General features: G+C 66.9%; 20 protein-coding genes. 17 read left to right on the forward strand and 3 right to left on the reverse strand.

Annotation, left to right across the window (positions count from 1 at the left end; translation table 11 throughout):
- The first annotated feature begins 3 nt into the window (after positions 1-3).
- Positions 4-501 carry a 2-C-methyl-D-erythritol 2,4-cyclodiphosphate synthase gene (ispF, locus tag K5L94_RS08870; protein ID WP_014646702.1) on the forward strand — a complete coding sequence of 166 codons (498 nt, stop codon included), beginning with the start codon at positions 4-6 and terminating at the stop codon, positions 499-501.
- A complete protein-coding gene (truD, locus tag K5L94_RS08875) occupies positions 498-1529 on the forward strand; it encodes a tRNA pseudouridine(13) synthase TruD (protein ID WP_053449345.1) in 1032 nt (343 codons plus the stop codon). Before ispF ends, truD begins: the two co-directional genes overlap by 4 nt.
- Positions 1530-1599: 70 nt before the next feature.
- On the opposite strand, the gene K5L94_RS08880 is transcribed toward truD, so the two are convergent.
- Positions 1600-2139, reverse strand: a complete 540-nt coding sequence (locus K5L94_RS08880) for a Smr/MutS family protein (protein ID WP_049458012.1) — start codon at positions 2137-2139, stop codon at positions 1600-1602.
- 209 nt (positions 2140-2348) lie between these two features.
- Between K5L94_RS08880 and surE the strand changes: the two genes are divergently transcribed.
- The 5 genes from surE to K5L94_RS08905 all read left to right on the forward strand — a co-directional run bounded on the left by surE (position 2349) and on the right by K5L94_RS08905 (position 5886).
- On the forward strand, positions 2349-3128 hold the full coding sequence (gene surE / locus K5L94_RS08885; RefSeq protein WP_008266466.1) for a 5'/3'-nucleotidase SurE: 780 nt from the start codon (positions 2349-2351) through the stop codon (positions 3126-3128).
- Positions 3125-3802, forward strand: coding sequence for a protein-L-isoaspartate(D-aspartate) O-methyltransferase (locus K5L94_RS08890; RefSeq protein WP_006431541.1), 678 nt, complete (start codon positions 3125-3127; stop codon positions 3800-3802). The genes surE and K5L94_RS08890 overlap by 4 nt, the downstream gene beginning before the upstream one ends.
- A gap of 18 nt (positions 3803-3820) precedes the next feature.
- Complete coding sequence (locus K5L94_RS08895) at positions 3821-4435, forward strand: YqaA family protein (protein ID WP_008268526.1); 615 nt, start codon at positions 3821-3823, stop codon at positions 4433-4435.
- Entirely contained in the window at positions 4432-5217 is a 786-nt protein-coding gene (locus K5L94_RS08900; protein ID WP_053449346.1) for a peptidoglycan DD-metalloendopeptidase family protein, read from the forward strand. The genes K5L94_RS08895 and K5L94_RS08900 overlap by 4 nt, the downstream gene beginning before the upstream one ends.
- 180 nt (positions 5218-5397) lie before the next feature.
- Complete coding sequence (locus K5L94_RS08905) at positions 5398-5886, forward strand: YqhG/Tai3 family protein (protein ID WP_053449347.1); 489 nt, start codon at positions 5398-5400, stop codon at positions 5884-5886.
- 27 nt (positions 5887-5913) lie between these two features.
- On the opposite strand, the gene K5L94_RS08910 is transcribed toward K5L94_RS08905, so the two are convergent.
- Positions 5914-6288: an Mth938-like domain-containing protein gene (locus tag K5L94_RS08910; RefSeq protein ID WP_053449348.1), complete on the reverse strand. Its 375-nt coding sequence runs from the start codon at positions 6286-6288 to the stop codon at positions 5914-5916.
- 12 nt (positions 6289-6300) lie between these two features.
- Positions 6301-6606: a ribosome assembly RNA-binding protein YhbY gene (gene yhbY, locus K5L94_RS08915; RefSeq protein ID WP_006431650.1), complete on the reverse strand. Its 306-nt coding sequence runs from the start codon at positions 6604-6606 to the stop codon at positions 6301-6303.
- A gap of 65 nt (positions 6607-6671) precedes the next feature.
- Between yhbY and rlmE the strand changes: the two genes are divergently transcribed.
- The 10 genes from rlmE (at position 6672) to lexA (ending at position 16989) form a co-directional block, all read left to right on the forward strand.
- A complete protein-coding gene (gene rlmE, locus K5L94_RS08920) occupies positions 6672-7304 on the forward strand; it encodes a 23S rRNA (uridine(2552)-2'-O)-methyltransferase RlmE (protein ID WP_006431652.1) in 633 nt (210 codons plus the stop codon).
- Positions 7305-7373: 69 nt separating this feature from the next.
- On the forward strand, positions 7374-9308 hold the full coding sequence (ftsH, locus tag K5L94_RS08925; RefSeq protein ID WP_014036751.1) for an ATP-dependent zinc metalloprotease FtsH: 1935 nt from the start codon (positions 7374-7376) through the stop codon (positions 9306-9308).
- Positions 9309-9410: 102 nt separating this feature from the next.
- Positions 9411-9596, forward strand: coding sequence for a hypothetical protein (locus tag K5L94_RS08930; RefSeq protein WP_008265807.1), 186 nt, complete (start codon positions 9411-9413; stop codon positions 9594-9596).
- Between the two features lie 663 nt (positions 9597-10259).
- On the forward strand, positions 10260-11156 hold the full coding sequence (gene folP / locus K5L94_RS08935; RefSeq protein ID WP_053449349.1) for a dihydropteroate synthase: 897 nt from the start codon (positions 10260-10262) through the stop codon (positions 11154-11156).
- Positions 11156-12109: a tRNA (adenosine(37)-N6)-dimethylallyltransferase MiaA gene (gene miaA, locus K5L94_RS08940; protein WP_053449350.1), complete on the forward strand. Its 954-nt coding sequence runs from the start codon at positions 11156-11158 to the stop codon at positions 12107-12109. The genes folP and miaA overlap by 1 nt, the downstream gene beginning before the upstream one ends.
- Before the next feature lie 96 nt (positions 12110-12205).
- Positions 12206-12481, forward strand: coding sequence for an RNA chaperone Hfq (gene hfq, locus K5L94_RS08945; RefSeq protein ID WP_004152891.1), 276 nt, complete (start codon positions 12206-12208; stop codon positions 12479-12481).
- Between the two features lie 14 nt (positions 12482-12495).
- Entirely contained in the window at positions 12496-13806 is a 1311-nt protein-coding gene (gene hflX / locus K5L94_RS08950; protein WP_053449351.1) for a ribosome rescue GTPase HflX, read from the forward strand.
- Between the two features lie 122 nt (positions 13807-13928).
- On the forward strand, positions 13929-14423 hold the full coding sequence (locus K5L94_RS08955) for a CinA family protein (RefSeq protein ID WP_053451280.1): 495 nt from the start codon (positions 13929-13931) through the stop codon (positions 14421-14423).
- A gap of 34 nt (positions 14424-14457) precedes the next feature.
- On the forward strand, positions 14458-16140 hold the full coding sequence (gene ubiB / locus K5L94_RS08960) for a 2-polyprenylphenol 6-hydroxylase (RefSeq protein ID WP_053451281.1): 1683 nt from the start codon (positions 14458-14460) through the stop codon (positions 16138-16140).
- 213 nt (positions 16141-16353) lie between these two features.
- On the forward strand, positions 16354-16989 hold the full coding sequence (lexA, locus tag K5L94_RS08965) for a transcriptional repressor LexA (RefSeq protein WP_008267755.1): 636 nt from the start codon (positions 16354-16356) through the stop codon (positions 16987-16989).
- Positions 16990-17176 lie beyond the last annotated feature (187 nt).

Consider the following 17176-nt stretch of genomic DNA (forward strand, 5'->3'; position numbering starts at 1 on the left):
TCCATGAGCACCGCACCGTTCCCGCCCGTCCGCATCGGCCAGGGCTACGACGTCCATGCCTTCGGTGAAGGCGATCACATCATGCTTGGCGGCGTGAACGTACCGCACAGCTGTGGCGTGCTCGCGCACAGCGACGGCGACGTGATCCTGCATGCCCTGTGCGATGCCATGCTCGGCGCGCTGGCGCTGGGTGACATCGGCCAGCACTTCCCCCCGAGTGATGATCGCTGGAAGGGCGCCGACAGCAGTGAGTTCGTGCGCCACTGCGACAGCCTGCTGCGCGAGCGCGGCTGGCGCGTCGGCAACACCGACATCACCGTGATCTGTGAGCGACCCAAGGTTGGACCGCATGCGCTGGCGATGCGCGAGCGCATCGGCGGGCTGCTGCAGCTGCCGCTGGACGCGGTCAGCGTCAAGGCCACCACCTCGGAAAAGCTCGGCTTCACCGGCCGCGGTGAGGGCATCGCTGCTCAGGCGGTGGTGCTGCTGGTGGCGGCATGATTCCGGTACCGCTGGCGTTCGGTGCGCCGCTGCTCACCGCACGCATCCGCACCACGCCGGACGATTTCCAGGTCGACGAACTGCCGGCCTTCGAGGCCACGGGTGAAGGCGAGCACCTGCTGCTGCACATCCGCAAGCGCGGTGCCAATACCGTGCACGTGGCCAAGCTGCTGGCGGCGTGGGCTGGCCTGCCGGAAATGGCGGTCAGCTATGCCGGCATGAAGGATCGCCACGCCGTCACCACCCAGCGCTTCAGCGTGCACCTGCCCAAACGCATCGCGCCGGATCTCGCCGCGCTGGCCAGTGATGAGATTGAAGTGCTCGACGCCACCTGGCACAACCGCAAGCTGCAGCGCGGCGCACTGGCCGGCAACCGCTTCAAGCTGGTGCTGCGCGACGTGAAGGGGGATCGTGCAGCGATCAGCGAACGCCTGCAGCAGATTGCCGAGCGCGGCCTGCCGAACTGGTTCGGTGAGCAGCGCTTCGGCCGCGACGGCGGCAACGTGCCTGCGGCCCTGGCGATGTTCGGTGGCCGTCGCATGCGCAAGGACCAGCGTTCGCTGCTGCTGTCGGCTGCCCGTTCCGCACTGTTCAACCGCGTGCTGGCCGCGCGCGTGGAGCAGGGCAGCTGGGACCAGCCGCTGGACGGCGAAGTGTGGATGCTGGACGGCAGCCGCAGCGTGTTCGGCCCCGAGCCCTATACCGATGTACTGGCCGAACGCCTGGCGCGCTTCGACATCCATCCCAGCGCACCGCTGTGGGGCGAGGGCGAGCTGCGCAGCACCGACGCTGCACGTGAGCTCGAATTGGCAGCGCTGGACGACGAGGAATCGAAAGCGCTGCGGGCCGGCCTGGAAGACGCACGCCTGAAACAGGAGCGCCGCGCGCTGCGCCTGCGTCCGGCGTTGCTGCAGCACGTGTGGCTGGCCGATGACGTGCTGGAACTGTCGTTCGCACTGCCGCCAGGCTGCTACGCCACCGCAGTGCTGCACGAACTCGGCCCGGTCGAAGACGCCTCGCAGGCCTGACCGAAAAAAGGGGGCGGAGGGGATTAAGTCGTTTGTGCCTCAAACGACTTAATCCCCTCCGTCCCATTTTTCATCTGCGCGCCAGCAGCACCAGCACCGCGCCGGTACCGCCTTGCCCGGTCGGTGCCGAATGGAACGCCAGCACATCGTTGCGCAGGCGCAGATGGCGATCGACCAGGTTCTTCAGCACCGGCGCGCCGCCATCGGACTGCAGGCCCTTGCCGTGGATGATGCGTACGCAACCATATTCGTGAGCATGCGCCTCCAGCAGGAACTGGCGCAGCAGCGACTCGGCCTGCGCGGCGGTGGCGCCATGCAGGTCCAGTTCGTCCTGCACCGAATACTGGCCACGCTTCAGCCGCTGGAACAAGCGCGGCGGCAGGTTGTCGCGCCGATAGCTGGCCACATCGCCGGCTTCCAGTGGCGAGCTGTCGCGCAGCAGCCGGGCGAATTCGCCAGCCGCTTCGGCCTCGTCACGTTCGGCCATGCGCGCGCGCGGCTTGGGCCGCGGCGCGGCCGGGGCCGGTTCGGCATCCTTGCGCAGCGGCGTCACTTCGCCGATGGCCGCACGGAACAGGGCGGCCGGATCTTCGTCTTCAGGGTGCGACATGCGCACAGGGTAAACCGCCGGCGCAGGTCTGCCTATGACGGTTCGATGTCGGCCCTGACTGCCGGCAGGGTAGGACCCGCGGCTCGCATGCGGCACAATAGACGATGCCCTTGCAGGGTCGACGGCTTCCGCAGGGGAGTACGGCGGTCCCGCCCACACTGCACGGTGACGGAATCGAATTCTTGGAAAATCAAGCGGTTAAATCGAAGATGCGAATCCTGGTCAGTAACGACGACGGCGTCGACGCCGCAGGCATCCGGATGCTGGCCTCGGTCCTGCGCGAGGCAGGCCACGAAGTCACGGTGGTCGCACCCGACCGCGATCGCTCCGGCGCCAGCAACTCGCTCACCCTGGACCTGCCGATCCGCCTCAAGCGCATCGACCATTACACCGTTTCGGTGGCCGGTACGCCGACCGACTGCGTGCACCTGGCGCTGACCGGCCTGCTGGAGTTCGAGCCCGACATTGTCGTGTCCGGCATCAACAACGCCGCCAACCTGGGCGATGACGTGATCTATTCCGGCACCGTCTCGGCGGCAATGGAAGGTCGCTTCCTCGGCCTGCCGGCAGTGGCGGTCTCGCTGGTCAGCCGCAACCACGATCCGAAGCACTTCGAGACCGCCGCGCGTGCCGCGGTGGAAATCGTCGCCCGGCTCAAGGCCGATCCGCTGCCGGCCGACACCATCCTCAACGTCAATGTGCCTGACCTGCCGTGGAACGAGGTCAAGGGCTTTGAAGTCACCCGGCTCGGCAACCGCCATCGCGCCGAAGGCTGCATCGCGCAGAAGGACCCGCGCGGCAACGAGGTGTACTGGATCGGCCCGGCTGGTCGCGAGCAGGACTCCGGCCCCGGCACCGACTTCCATGCGGTGCGCACCGGGCATATCTCGATCACCCCGATCCAGGTCGACCTGACCCGCTACCAGGCGCTGGAGAAGGTGGCCAGCTGGGTCGGCGGCCTCAGTGCCGCGCTGGACCGGCCGGCATGAGTCCACGCCTGCGATTGCAGCCGGAAGCTGTCGGCATCGGCATGACCTCGCAGCGCGTGCGTGATCGCCTGGTCGATCGCCTGCGCGAGGCCGGCATCGTCGACGAGCCCACCTTGAATGCGATCCGGGTGGTGCCGCGCCATCTGTTCATCGACGAGGCGCTGGCCTCGCGCGCCTACGAAGACACCGCGCTGCCCATCGGCCACGGGCAGACCATTTCGCAGCCGTGGGTCGTGGCGCGGATGACCGAGGCGGTGCTGCAGGGTGCACCGAAGCGGGTGCTGGAGGTCGGTACGGGTTCCGGCTACCAGGCGGCCATCCTCGGCGCGCTGGGCCTGGAGGTCTACACCGTGGAGCGCATCGGAGACCTGCTGCGGCAGGCGCGCAAGCGCTTCCGGGCGCTGGGCATGAACATCCGCACCAAGCATGACGACGGCCGCGTCGGCTGGGCCGAGCACGGCCCGTTCGATGCCATCGTGGTCACTGCTGCGGCGCCGGCACTGGTTGACGCACTGGTCGAACAGCTGGCCGAGGGCGGCCGGTTGGTGGCACCGGTCGGCGGCCCCGGAGCGCAGTCGCTGGTACAGCTGGACCGCAAGGCTGACGGCAGCATCGAACAACGCGTGCTGGCGCCGGTCACCTTCGTGCCGCTGCTGTCTGGCATGCTCGACTAATCCACGGAGCAGGGTTGCATGAAGATTTTCGGGCCGCTGTACGAGCGGGCGATGAAGTGGGCGGCGCACGAACGCGCGCCGACCTACCTGACGGTGTTGAGTTTCTTCGAGGCGATCATCTTCCCGGTGATGCCGGAGGTGATGCTGGCGCCGATGTGCGTGGCCCAGCCCAAACGCGGCTGGTGGTTTGCCACCCTCAGCCTGGCCGGCTCGATGGTCGGCGCACTGATCGGCTATGCACTGGGCCATTTCGCCTTCGAGGCGATCAAGCCGCTGTTCGAGGCGATGGGCATGCTGCCAGCGATCGAGCAGGGCATCACCACCGTGCAGGCAAAGATGGCCGAATCGCCGTGGGCGGTGTTCACCTTCCTGGTGCTGGGCGGCTTCATGCCGATCCCGATGAAGGTCTTCACGTGGGCATCGGGTATCGTCGGCGTACCGATGCCGCAGTACCTGCTGAGCATGCTGATCGGTCGTGGCAAGCGCGTGTACGTGCTGGCCGCGGTCATCCGGATCGGTGGCGCGCGTGCCGAAGCGGCGCTGCGCCGCTGGATTGAACCGCTGGGCTGGATCGCCACCGCGTTGGTGGTGGTGCTGATCGCCTGGCTTGTATGGAGGTCGAAGTTCGCATGAGTCCTGATCGTCTGAGCAAGGGAGTGCGCATAGGCGCGCTGGCGTTGCTGGTTTCCACCCTGGCCGCCTGTGGCACCGCGACTGTGGTCCGCCCCGGTGGCGGCGGCAGCAGCGGGGGCGTGACCACGCCAAAGACCTCGGTGCCCAAGCCGGGGCAGACCGTGGTCGTGCGCAAGGGTGACACCATCTATGCGCTGGCCCGCATCCACGACATCACTCCGGCCGACCTGATCGCCTGGAACAGCCTGGACAACCCCTCGACGATCCATCCGGGCCAGGTGATCCGGCTGTATCCGGCTGGTGCCAGTGGCGGCCGCGCGCCGACCACGGTGGTCACCGCCCCGCGTTCCGGTGGCAGCAGTGCCGGCAGCACCGCGCCGACCACCGCACCGGCGGGTCCGGTGAAGAGCAACATCGCCTGGCGCTGGCCGGCCGATGGCGCGATCGTTGGCCGTTACGTGGCCGGCGACGCGACCAAGCAGGGCGTCGACATCGCCGGCACCAGCGGCCAACCGGTGAAGGCCACGGCCAATGGCGTGGTGGTGTATTCCGGCGCCGGCCTGGTCGGCTACGGCGAGCTGATCATCATCAAGCACAGCGACCAATGGCTGTCGGCCTATGGCCACAACCGCAAGCGCCTGGTGAATGAAGGCCAGAGCGTGAAGGCGGGTGAGCAGATCGCCGAGATGGGCCGCACCGGCGCGAACCGCGACATGGTCCACTTCGAGATTCGCTACAACGGCAAGCCGGTCGACCCGCAGCAGTACCTGCCGGCACGCTGATCGCCGTTGGATCGGGTAGCGCCGGGCAATGCCCGGCCTTCCTGACTTGTAGCGTCGAGCCATGCTCGACTCGGGTAGCGTAGAGATGCGGTCACTTGCGATCTTGTGTGTTGCAGGCTCGCCTTCACGACGGATGGAATACCCGGCATTCTTGAGTGGTCCCATTCGCCCCGGTGCCCCATGTTCCGCTTTGCTTCCGCTCTCGTGCTGCTCATCGTCGCGCCATTGGCGACCGCCGCCAGCGATCCGCGTGACGTGGTTACCCGTCTCTACGACGCCATCCAGGCACCGGCGTCGAACGAAACGGCCATTCCGCCGCTGCTGGGCGATGCCCTGCGTTCAGCGATTGATGCTCAGCGCGCTTACGAGCGGGCCTGCAGCGCGCTGGCCGCGCGCGACGAAAAGCCGCACATGCTCGACCAGAGCCCGTATCTGCTGGCACCGGATCGGCCGGAAACGATATCCGTAGGAATGCCCGCATCGAGCGGTGACGCCACCTGGATCCGCGTTGACATGGCCGTAGGCGACTATCGCTGGACCGACCGGGTCCTGCTGCAGCGCCAGGACCGCGACTGGAAGGTCATGGATATCCGCTGGGGGCAGGGTGGCAACCTGATTGGCCGGCTCAAGGCGTTCTCGGCCTTCCGCTGCACAGCTTCGGGCAGCTAGCGCCGGGGCGCACCCGGCGACTCGAACTCAGCCTTCCAGGATGAAGGCGGCGGCGACCTTGCGGCCTTCGGCGGCCAGGATGTTGAAGGTGCGTGCGGCGGCCGGATTGTTCATCACTTCCAGGCCAATGCCGCGCGACAGGCAGGCGGCCATCACCACGGCCGGCGGGAACACCTGGCGGTCGCCGGTGCCAAGCACGATCAGCGCCGGGTTCAGTGCCAGGATTGGCTCCAGGTCGGCCAGCTGCAGTTCGGCGGCCTGCTTCACCGGCCAGTGCTCGACCAGCTGGTCCGGGGTCAGGAAGAAGCTGCTGCCCAGCGCCTGGTCGTTGACCCGCGCCGAGCGGCCGTCGGCGGCGCGCAGGCTGTAGGCGTAATCAGGCGGTTCGTGGTTCAGCTGCATGGCAGTGGGCGATCAGCCGCGCGGCAGCACGATCTGGCGCTGTTCCTTGCTCGGGCGGTACAGCACGGCAACGTGGCCGATGCGCTGCACCAGCGCGCTTTCGGTGGCTGCGACAATCTCGCCGATCATCACGTCACGGGCGTCGCGGTCCTCGGCAGCGACCTTCACCTTGACCAGCTCATGGCGCTCCAGCACTTCGTTCAGCTCAGCGATGAAGGCCGGGGTCACGCCCTTGCCGCCGGTCTGCAGCAGGGCCTTCAGGTCGTGGGCTTGGCCGCGCAGGAAACGGGTCTGGGAGGCGGTCAGGGCGATGGACATGCAGGAAAAGACGGTTGAATGGGGCGATCAGGGTATCATGAGGACCCCATCAGCCCCTATTTTCAATGGCAACCCGCAGCAAAAGCAGCCAGCGCTGGCTCAAGGAACACTTCTCCGACCCCTTCGTGAAGAAGGCGCAGGCCGAAGGCATGCGCTCGCGCGCCGCCTACAAGCTCGAAGAACTGCTCGAACGTGACCGGTTGCTGAAGCCGCACATGGTCGTGGTCGACCTGGGAGCGGCCCCGGGAGGCTGGTCTCAGCAGGTCCGGAGACAGATCGGCGACACCGGCCGCGTGCTGGCGCTGGACATCCTGGATATGCCGCCGCTGGCCGGCGTGGAGTTCCTTCATGGTGACTTCAGGGAAGAAGCCGTCCTATCTCAGTTTGAAGCCATGCTCGGGGATCAGCCGGTAGACCTTGTGCTGTCGGACATGGCCCCCAATAAGAGTGGTGTGGGCGCGGTCGACCAGCCGCGGATGATGCACCTGGCGGAGCTGGCCCTGGATTTTGCCGACAACCACCTGAAGACCGGTGGGGCCTTCCTGATCAAGCTGTTCCAGGGTGAAGGCTTTGACGACTATGTGCGCGAAATGCGCCGCAGGTACGACAAGGTCTCCATCCGCAAGCCGGAAGCCTCGCGCAAGCGCTCTCCCGAGGTGTATGCCTTGGGTCAGGGAAAACGCGCCCACATGAAGTAAGCTCGCAACGTACGCAAGTTCGACCCCAACGCAACGCCAGCACTAAGAGGAACACCGGAGCCAATGAGGATGAACGACTTGACCAAGAACCTCCTGCTATGGGTGGTCGTCGCCGTCGTGCTGATGGTGGTCTTCCAGAGCTTCTCGCCCAAGACCTCCGGGGCCGGGGCGCAGGGTGCGTCGTACTCGCAGTTCCTGGACCAGGTGGACAGCGGCAACGTGCAGAAGGTCGCCTTCGGCGGCGACATGCGCGGCGGCACCAGCCAGCTGACCTACACCACCCGCGGTGGGCAGTCGTCCACCATCACCGCACCGTTCGATCGTGACCTGATCAACGTGCTGCGCACCAAGAACGTGGAGATCGTGCAGGAAGAGCCGTCCAGCGGCATCTCCCTGGGCGCGATCCTGATGAACTTCCTGCCGGTCATCCTGATCATCGGCTTCTGGTTGTTCATCATGCGCCAGATGCAGGGCGGTGGCGGCGGTGCCAAGGGCGCGATGTCCTTCGGCAAGTCGCGCGCCAAGCTGCAGGGCGAAGACCAGATCAAGGTCACCTTCGCCGACGTCGCTGGCTGCGACGAGGCCAAGGAAGAAGTGGGCGAGCTGGTCGACTTCCTGCGCGACCCGTCCAAGTTCACCAAGCTGGGCGGCAAGATTCCGCGCGGCGTGCTGATGGTGGGCCCGCCGGGTACCGGCAAGACGCTGCTGGCCAAGGCCATCGCCGGCGAAGCCAAGGTGCCGTTCTTCTCGATCTCCGGTTCGGACTTCGTGGAAATGTTCGTCGGCGTCGGCGCCAGCCGCGTGCGCGACATGTTCGAGCAGGCCAAGAAGCACGCCCCATGCATCATCTTCATCGACGAAATCGACGCCGTCGGTCGCCACCGTGGTGCCGGCCTGGGCGGCGGTCATGACGAGCGCGAGCAGACCCTGAACCAGCTGCTGGTCGAGATGGACGGCTTCGAGGGTGGCGAGGGTGTGATCGTGATCGCCGCGACCAACCGCCCGGACGTGCTGGACCCGGCGTTGCTGCGTCCGGGCCGTTTCGACCGCCAGGTCGTGGTGGGCCTGCCGGACGTGAAGGGCCGCGAGCACATCCTGAAGGTTCACATGCGCAAGCTGCCGCTGGCCGACGACGTCGAGCCGATGGTGATCGCGCGCGGTACCCCGGGCTTCTCCGGTGCCGATCTGGCCAACCTCTGCAACGAGGCGGCGCTGTTCGCCGCGCGTGGCAACGAGAAGGAAGTCCGCATGGACCACTTCGACCGTGCCCGCGACAAGATCCTGATGGGTGCCGAGCGCCGCTCGATGGCCATGAGCGAGGAGGAGAAGACCCTCACCGCCTACCACGAAGCGGGCCACGCCATCGTCGGCCGCCTGGTGCCCGAGCATGACCCGGTCTACAAGGTCACCATCATTCCGCGCGGTCGCGCGCTGGGCGTGACCATGTACCTGCCGGAAGGCGACAAGTACTCGATGAACCGCGTGGCGATCAAGTCGCAGCTGTGCTCGCTGTACGGTGGCCGCGTTGCCGAGGAACTGATCTTCGGTGCCGACAAGGTCACCACGGGCGCCTCCAACGATATCGAGCGCGCCACCAAGATGGCCCGCAACATGGTCACCAAGTGGGGCCTGTCCGACCAGCTCGGTCCGATCGCCTATGGTGAAGAGGACGACGAGGTGTTCCTGGGCCGCTCGGTCACCCAGCACAAGAGCGTGTCCAACGACACCGCGCGCCGCATCGACGAAGAAGTGCGCAACATCCTCGATGAGGCCTACGCACGCACCACCGAGCTGATGACGGCCAACCTGGACAAGCTGCACGCCATGTCGCAGCTGCTGCTGCAGTACGAGACCATCGACGCGCCGCAGATCGACGCCATCATGGAAGGTCGCGATCCGCCGCCGCCGGCCGGCTGGAACAAGTCGAACAAGGATGGTGGCAACGACAAGGGCGGTGACGCCCGCCCGCTGCCGCCGATCGCAGGCCCGGCCGAATCGCACTGACGGCCCGCTGCACGTGACACCAGACGAGGCCGGGGCAACCCGGCTTCGTCGTTTCCGGGCCATTGGCCCCTTCCGAAGCACCGAACTGACGCTGGAGCCCGCATGTCCGCCCCGAAGCCCGAACCGATTTCCCACACCGTCGAGATGGTCATCGCCACCGTGGTGGGCGTGGGGGTAGGCCTGGGTGCCGACAACCTGCTGCTGGGCTGCGTGGTGGGTATCGCGGTCGGTATCGTGCTGAGCATCGCCAAGACCCTGTACGTGGACCGCAAGCGCCGCCGCCGTTGAGGGGTACCGGCAGGGCTGCGCCCTGCACCCGTGGTAGTGCCGGCCGCTGGCCGGCAACCTCAGCGGCAACAGCACAGCAACAGCGGCATTCCGTGGGATGGCGGGGCGGTGTGGGTTGGCAGGACACGCCGAAAATCCCCAGACCGGCCCAGCCGCTGGCGGCTGTGCGTTCGGGCGCTTGCGAAGCAGTGCTTCGCAAGCAAAGCGCCCTCACCCCTGGGGGCTCGATGGCGGCATCCATGCCGCGGACACCCCGCACTCCGACACCGCCCCACCTCTGACCGATTCCGGTCGCTGTTGGTGGGTGTCGACCTTGGTCGACACGGTAGATCCACGCGATGCGTGGATGACTTTCCATCTAAATCGAGTATCTCGATATCTGTGAGATTTGAGCCGAGCATGGCTCGGCTCTACAGAAGCGCGGGCAGATCGCGGAAATCTGTCGAAGGCGGGGTGGGTCCGGTTGCGGGGGCGTGAGCCGCATGGATGCGGCGACCGAGCTTACATGGACGTACTTGCAGCGACCCCCGCAACCGGACCCACCCCGCCATTCCTCAGTAGACCTGCTGTTGCTCCGGCTGTTGCTGTCGCTCTGGCCTCTGCGGGTGCAGGGCGCCGCCCTGCCGAACTAAACTAACCGCCGTTGTCCCTGCAGGATTGCCCATGTTCGATACCTCGCCCCAGCTCGATTGCGCCGGCCGCATCCTGCGCCTCGACCGTGCCCGGGTCATGGGCATCGTCAACGTCACCCCGGACTCGTTCTCCGATGGCGGCGCGCACGACACCACCGAGGCCGCGGTCGCACATGGCCTGAAGCTGGTCGAGGAGGGCGCCGATCTGCTCGACGTCGGCGGTGAGTCCACCCGCCCGGGTGCTGCCCCGGTATCGATCGAGGAAGAGCTGCGCCGGGTGATTCCTGTGGTTGAACAGCTGGCCGCCCGCACTGCGGTGCCGATCAGCATCGACACCTTCAAGCCGGAGGTGATGCGCGCGGCGGTGGCCGCCGGTGCCGGCATGATCAATGACATCTTCGGCCTGCGCCAGGAGGGTGCGCTGGACGCCGCCGCTGAAGCCGGCGTGCCGGTGGTGTTGATGCACATGCAGGGCGAACCCGGCCACATGCAGGCTGATCCGCACTACGACGACGTCGTTGCCGCGGTGCACGGGTTCCTCGTGCAGCGCCTGTTCGCTGCGGAAATGGCCGGCATTCCCAAGAAGAACCTGCTGGTCGATCTCGGCTTCGGTTTCGGCAAGACCACCGCGCACAACATGACCCTGCTGGCGCGCTCGGAGCGCTTCCTGGAACTGGGTGTGCCGATGCTGGCCGGGCTGTCGCGCAAGCGCAGTCTCGGTGAACTGACCGGTCGCGACACACCGTCGGAACGGGTGGCGGCTTCGGTGGCTGCGCACCTGATCGCGGTGCAGCGCGGCGCGCGCATCGTGCGCGTGCATGACGTGGCCGCCACTGTCGATGCGCTGAAGATCTGGCAGGCGGTCGATGCCGTGCCGGCACCGCGCGCCGACGCCACGCCGACCCTCCGCTGGCCGGACGAAGACTGATGGGCATCGACCGGCGGCCATTGGCGATCGCCGTGATGGGGCCGACGGCCAGTGGCAAGACGGCCACGGCCATTGCCCTGGCACAGCAGCTGGATGGCGAGATCGTCAGTGTCGATTCGGCGCTGGTGTACCGGCACCTGGACATCGGTTCGGCCAAGCCCGATGCCGCCGAACGCGCGCAGGCCCCGCATCACCTGCTGGACCTGCGCGAGCCCTGGCAGACCTATTCGGCGGCCGAGTTTGCCGCCGATGCCGGCCGTGTCGTGGCCGATATCGTGGGGCGCGGCAAAACGCCGATCCTGGCTGGTGGCACCGGCCTGTACTTCCGCGCCCTGCTGCAGGGCTTGTCGCCGATGCCCGAAGCCGACCCGGCAATGCGCGAAATGCTCAGTGCCGAAGCGGCCGAGCGTGGCTGGGCGGCGCTGCATGCCGAGCTGGCCAAGGTCGATCCGGCCGCGGCTGCCCGCATCCATGCCACCGACCCGCAACGCATCCAGCGGGCGCTGGAGGTCTATCGCCTGACCGGTACCCCCATCTCGGAATGGCAGCGCCGGCCGGGCGTGGCGCCGTTGCCGGTGCGCACCCTCAAGCTGATCCTGGCCCCGCGCGACCGCGCGGTACTGCACCAGCGCATCGAGGCCCGCTTCGATCTCATGCTGGCACAGGGCTTCCTCGACGAGGTGCGGGCACTGCGCGCGATGCCGGAAATGGCCAGGGTGCAGGCGCCCCTGGACCTGCCTGCGGTACGTGCAGTCGGCTACCGCCAGGCCTGGGAATACCTGGACGGGGAGGGGGATGCCGCCCGTTTCCGTGACAAGGCGATCTTCGCCACCCGCCAGCTGGCCAAGCGCCAGCTGACCTGGCTGCGTGGCGAACTTGATGCGCGCTGGTTCGACCCCCATATCGACAACGAGCGCCTGGCCGGCGCGGTGTCGACCTTCGTCGCACGCTGAACCCCCGCCAGCCGTGTAACATCATTGGACGGCGGGCGGCTCGGGGGCCGTGGCAACCGTCGGCAACCCAATAAGAACAATAATCAGGAGTGTGCAATGTCCAAGGGGCAATCGCTGCAGGATCCTTTCTTGAATGCACTGCGGCGCGAACGCGTGCCGGTTTCGGTGTACCTGGTGAACGGCATCAAGCTGCAGGGCACGATCGAGTCGTTCGACCAGTTCGTGGTCCTGCTGCGCAACACGGTCAGCCAGATGGTCTACAAGCACGCCATTTCCACGGTCGTCCCGGCACGCAATGTGAAGGTCGGTCCGGGCGGTGGTTACGTGCAATCGGGTGAAGGTGGTCAGGCAGGTGATGAAGCAGACGAGTAATACCGGAGCGGTGAATGTTTGACCGCTCGAAAAAGGGCGAACACGCCCTGTTGATCCAGCCGCATTTCGGCAAGCTGGAAGATGATGTGCTGGAAGAGTTCGGTGATCTGGCCCGCTCGGCTGGGGCCAGCATCGCCGCGACGATCACCGCGCGTCTGGACCGTCCCAATCCGTCGACCCTGATCGGCAGCGGCAAGCTGGACGAGATCAAGGCGGCGGCCGATGCCAGCGGCGCCGACCTGATCCTGGTCAACCATGCGTTGAGCCCGGGCCAGGAGCGCAACCTGGAACGCTTCCTCGAGCGCCGGGTGATCGACCGGACCGGCCTGATCCTGGACATCTTTGCGCAGCGTGCGCACAGCCACGAAGGCAAGCTGCAGGTCGAGCTGGCGCAGCTGCGTCACCTGGCCACGCGGCTGGTGCGCGGCTGGACCCACCTTGAGCGCCAGCGCGGCGGCTCGATCGGCCTGCGTGGCCCGGGTGAAACCCAGCTGGAAACCGACCGCCGCCTGTTGCAGAAGCGGGTGGAGCAGCTGCAGAAGCGCCTGGAGAAGGTGGAAGTGCAGCGCACCCAGATGCGCCGTGCGCGCGTGCGCAGCGAACTGCCGCGCGTGGCCCTGGTGGGCTACACCAACGCCGGCAAGTCGACCCTGTTCAACGCCATGACCGGCGCCGAGGCCTACGCCGCCGACCAGCTGTTTGCCACGCTGGACCCGACCGTGCGCCGCATTGCGGTCCCGGGTGGCAGCGTGGTGCTGGCCGATACCGTTGGCTTTGTCCGCGATCTGCCGCACGACCTGGTTGCCGCGTTCCGCTCGACCCTGTCTGAGGCGCGCGAAGCGGATTTCCTGTTGCATGTGGTCGACGCCGCCGATCCGCATCGCGAGGAGCGCATCGCCCAGGTCGACGAGGTGCTGACCGCGGTAGGTGCTGGTGATCTGCCGCAGCTGCTGGTGTTCAACAAGATCGACCGCATCGACGGTGCCGACGTCCGTCACGATGGCCAGGACGGTATTCCTGATGAATCGCGACGCGAGCGGGTATGGATTTCCGCGCGTGACGGGCGGGGCCTGGACCTGCTGCAGGCAGTGCTGGGCAAGCGCCTGGGCCTGCAGCACGTGACCGGTGAACTGCGCCTGCCGCCGGACGCCGGACGCCTGCGCGCGCGCCTGCATCAGCTGGAAGTGATCCGCAGCGAGCAGGCCGATGAAGAGGGCTGGCTGCTGCAGGTGGACCTGCCGATCGCCGAAGCCGAGAAGCTGGCTGCCAGTGCCGACGGCGCGCCGATCCGCGCGCTGTTGCCGGAAAAGCTGCCGGAGTGGTGAGGTAGCGACCAAGGCCCGGTAGTGCCGGCCGCTGGCCGGCAGCGCAACCGTGCCGCCGGCCCGCGACATCAACCTGTCATCTGCGGTACAACGTGCAGGTTCTTCACCCCACCGTCATGCCGATGTCCATCCCCACCGACGCCGATCTCAACGCCCAGTCCGCCGCGCTAGGGCAGCGCCTGCAGCAGGCCTCGCTGCAGCTGGTGACCGCTGAAAGCTGCAGCGGTGGCTGGATCGCCAAGTGCATGACCGATATCGCCGGGTCGTCGGCGTTCTTCGACTGCGGCATGGTGGTCTACAGCTATGAAGCCAAGCAGCGCCTGCTGGGCGTGCGCGCGCAGACCCTGGAGCAGTTCGGTGCGGTCAGCCGCGAGACGGTGCTGGAAATGGTTTCCGGTGCCCTGGTCAATTCCGGTGCCGGCATTGCGGTGGCGGTGACCGGGATCGCCGGCCCCGGCGGCGGCAGCCCGGACAAGCCGGTCGGCAGCGTCTGGATCGGCTGGAAGCGCCGTGGCGGTTACGCCCGCGCCGAGCTGTTCCAGTTCGGGGGTGACCGCGAAGCCATCCGCCGGCAGACCGTGGCGGCGGCATTGCGCGGTATCGACGCCCAGCTGTGACATGCTGCTCCGGTAATCGTCCGGAGCACGCATGATGTGGGAAACGCTGGGCACAGTCCGTGACCTGGGCCGACTGCAGGAAATTGCCGTCGTCCTGATCCGTTATGGCTTCGGCGACGTGGTGCGGCGCATCGGCCTGGCCACGACGCTTGAACGGGCAGGGCGCCTGCTGCACTGGAACGAGGAGCGGCAGGAACTGCTGCGGATGACCGCGCCGGTGCGCGTGCGCAGCGCGATGCAGGATCTCGGCCCGACCTTCGTCAAGCTCGGCCAGGTGCTGGCGACCCGTGTCGACCTGCTGCCTCCGGAATGGATCGCCGAGCTCTCCGAACTGCAGAACGCAGTGCCGGCGTTGCCGTACGCGGACATCCGCGAGCAGCTCGAGGCCGACCTTGGCGCGTCGCCCACGGAGGTATTCGCTTTCCTTGATGAAACCCCGATGGCCGCCGCCTCGCTGGCGCAGGCCCATCGTGCGCGCCTGCATGACGGTCGCGAGGTGGTGTTGAAGGTGCGTCGCCCCGGCATCCGCGATGTGGTCGAGGCCGACCTGCGGCTGCTGGCACGCCTGGCCGAGATCGTCGAAGCCCGCCTGTCGGACCTGCGCCGCTATCGTCCGGCCGAGGTGGTGCAGCAGTTCACCGTGTCACTGCGCCGCGAGCTGGATTTCGCCGCCGAATGCCGCAACGCCGAGCGCATCGCGCGCAATTTCAAGGGCCGCGGCGACATCCTGATTCCCAGCGTGCACTGGCAGTGGACCTGCGAGAGCCTGAACGTGCAGGACTTCGTTGACGGGATTCCCGGACGGGACCTGGCGGGTGTCGACGCGGCTGGCCTGGACCGGCGCGAACTGGCACGGCGCGGCGCCGACATCGTGTTGAAGATGGTGCTGGAGGACGGCAGCTTCCACGCCGACCCGCACCCCGGCAACATCATCTACCTGCGCGACGGGCGCATCGGCGTGATCGATTTCGGCATGGTCGGCGCGCTGTCGGAAGTGCGTCGCTTCCAGGTCGCACAGTTGCTGCACGGGCTGGTCGAGCAGGACCCGCAGAGCGTGGCCGACGTGCTGCTGGACTGGGCCGGTGGGGTGGAGGTGGATGAGAACCGGCTGCAGCATGACATCAGCCAGTTCGTCGACCAGTACCGCGGTGTGCCGTTGAAGGACCTGCGCATCGGGCTGATGCTGGGCGACATCACCCAGTTGCTGCGCAGCTACAGCCTGACCCTGCCGGCCGACCTGGCGCTGATGATCAAGGCGTTCCTGACCCTGGAAGGCATGGGCCGCCAGCTGGATCCGGATTTCGACATGGCCAGCGCCGCGCGCCCATTCCTGGAGCGGGTGGTGTTGCAGCGCTATGCGCCAAAGGCGCTGCTCAAGCGCGGCCGGCGCAGCTTGCTGGGGCTGGTGGATTTTGCCGGCGAACTGCCGCGCGACCTGCGCAAGCTGGTGCAGGCCGCCCGCCGTGGCCGCCTCCAGCTGAAGGTAGAAACCACGGCATTGCAGGGTTTCGGCGAACAGGTGAACCGCGCGGCGAACCGGCTGGTGATGGGCATCGTCACCGCCGCCCTGATCATCGGCTCGTCGATCGTGATGCACAGCGTGGGCGGCGTCTCCAGCCGCTGGCTGCTGGCGCTGGGCGTGTGCGGCTTCATCGGCGCCGGTTTCTGCGGCGTCTGGATCCTGTTTTCGATATGGAGAAGCGGTAAACACACGTGAGTGTGTTTACCGCAGCGGTTCCCGCCGGAACCGCGGAATCGCGCAGCGATTCCTGTAGAGCCGACTGTTAGTCGGCTGCACTTGCTTGTGCCTTTGCCAGCCGGGCCATGCCCGGCGACGATTGCCGACCACGCCTCGGCCCCGCAGGTAGGCGTCACCCCGTGTCGCACCCGGCACTTGCAGACCTGAGCGTTAGTAGTAATACTACTAACCATGGACCTGACCGACACCCAGCAGGCGATCCTGCAGTTGATCGCCGAGCGTATCGAGAGCGAAGGCGCACCGCCGTCGCAGACTGAAATCGCACGTGCGTTCGGCTTCAAGGGCGTGCGCGCAGCCCAGTACCACCTGGAAGCCCTGGAGCAGGCCGGTGCGATCCGTCGCATCCCGGGCCAGGCCCGTGGCATCCGCCTGGTGCAGGCCCCGCCGGTCGAGAAGCTGGCCGAGCCGGGCCTGCCCGACAGCGTGCTGCGGCTGCCGGTGCTGGGTCGGGTGGCGGCCGGCCTGCCGATCGGTGCCGATATCGGCTCGGACGATTTCGTGGTGCTGGACCGGGTGTTTTTCTCGCCGGCGCCGGACTACCTGCTGAAGGTGCAGGGCGATTCGATGATCGACGAGGGCATCTTCGACGGTGACCTGATCGGCGTGCACCGTACCCGTGACGCCCATTCCGGGCAGATCGTGGTAGCCCGCATCGATGACGAGATCACGGTCAAGCTGCTGAAGATCGCCAAGGACCGCATCCGCCTGCTGCCGCGCAACCCCGATTACAGGCCGATTGAAGTGCTGCCGGATCAGGACTTTGCGATCGAAGGCCTCTATTGCGGCCTGCTGCGCCCCAACCGTTGACCCGTTCCGCATTGCATTTCCCCGCGGTCTTTTGTGGCGATTCTCTGGTTCCACTGAGGTTGGTACGGATGTCCGATAATTCTTTTCAGAGCGCCGGGCAGAATCTCAGCCTGTGCGATACGTCCGACTTAAAGTGAGCCCATGGCAAAGAAGACCCCCAAAGACAGCACCTCCAACGACATCACCT

This window comes from Stenotrophomonas forensis, from assembly GCF_028752115.1.
In the GTDB taxonomy this organism is placed as follows: domain Bacteria; phylum Pseudomonadota; class Gammaproteobacteria; order Xanthomonadales; family Xanthomonadaceae; genus Stenotrophomonas; species Stenotrophomonas forensis.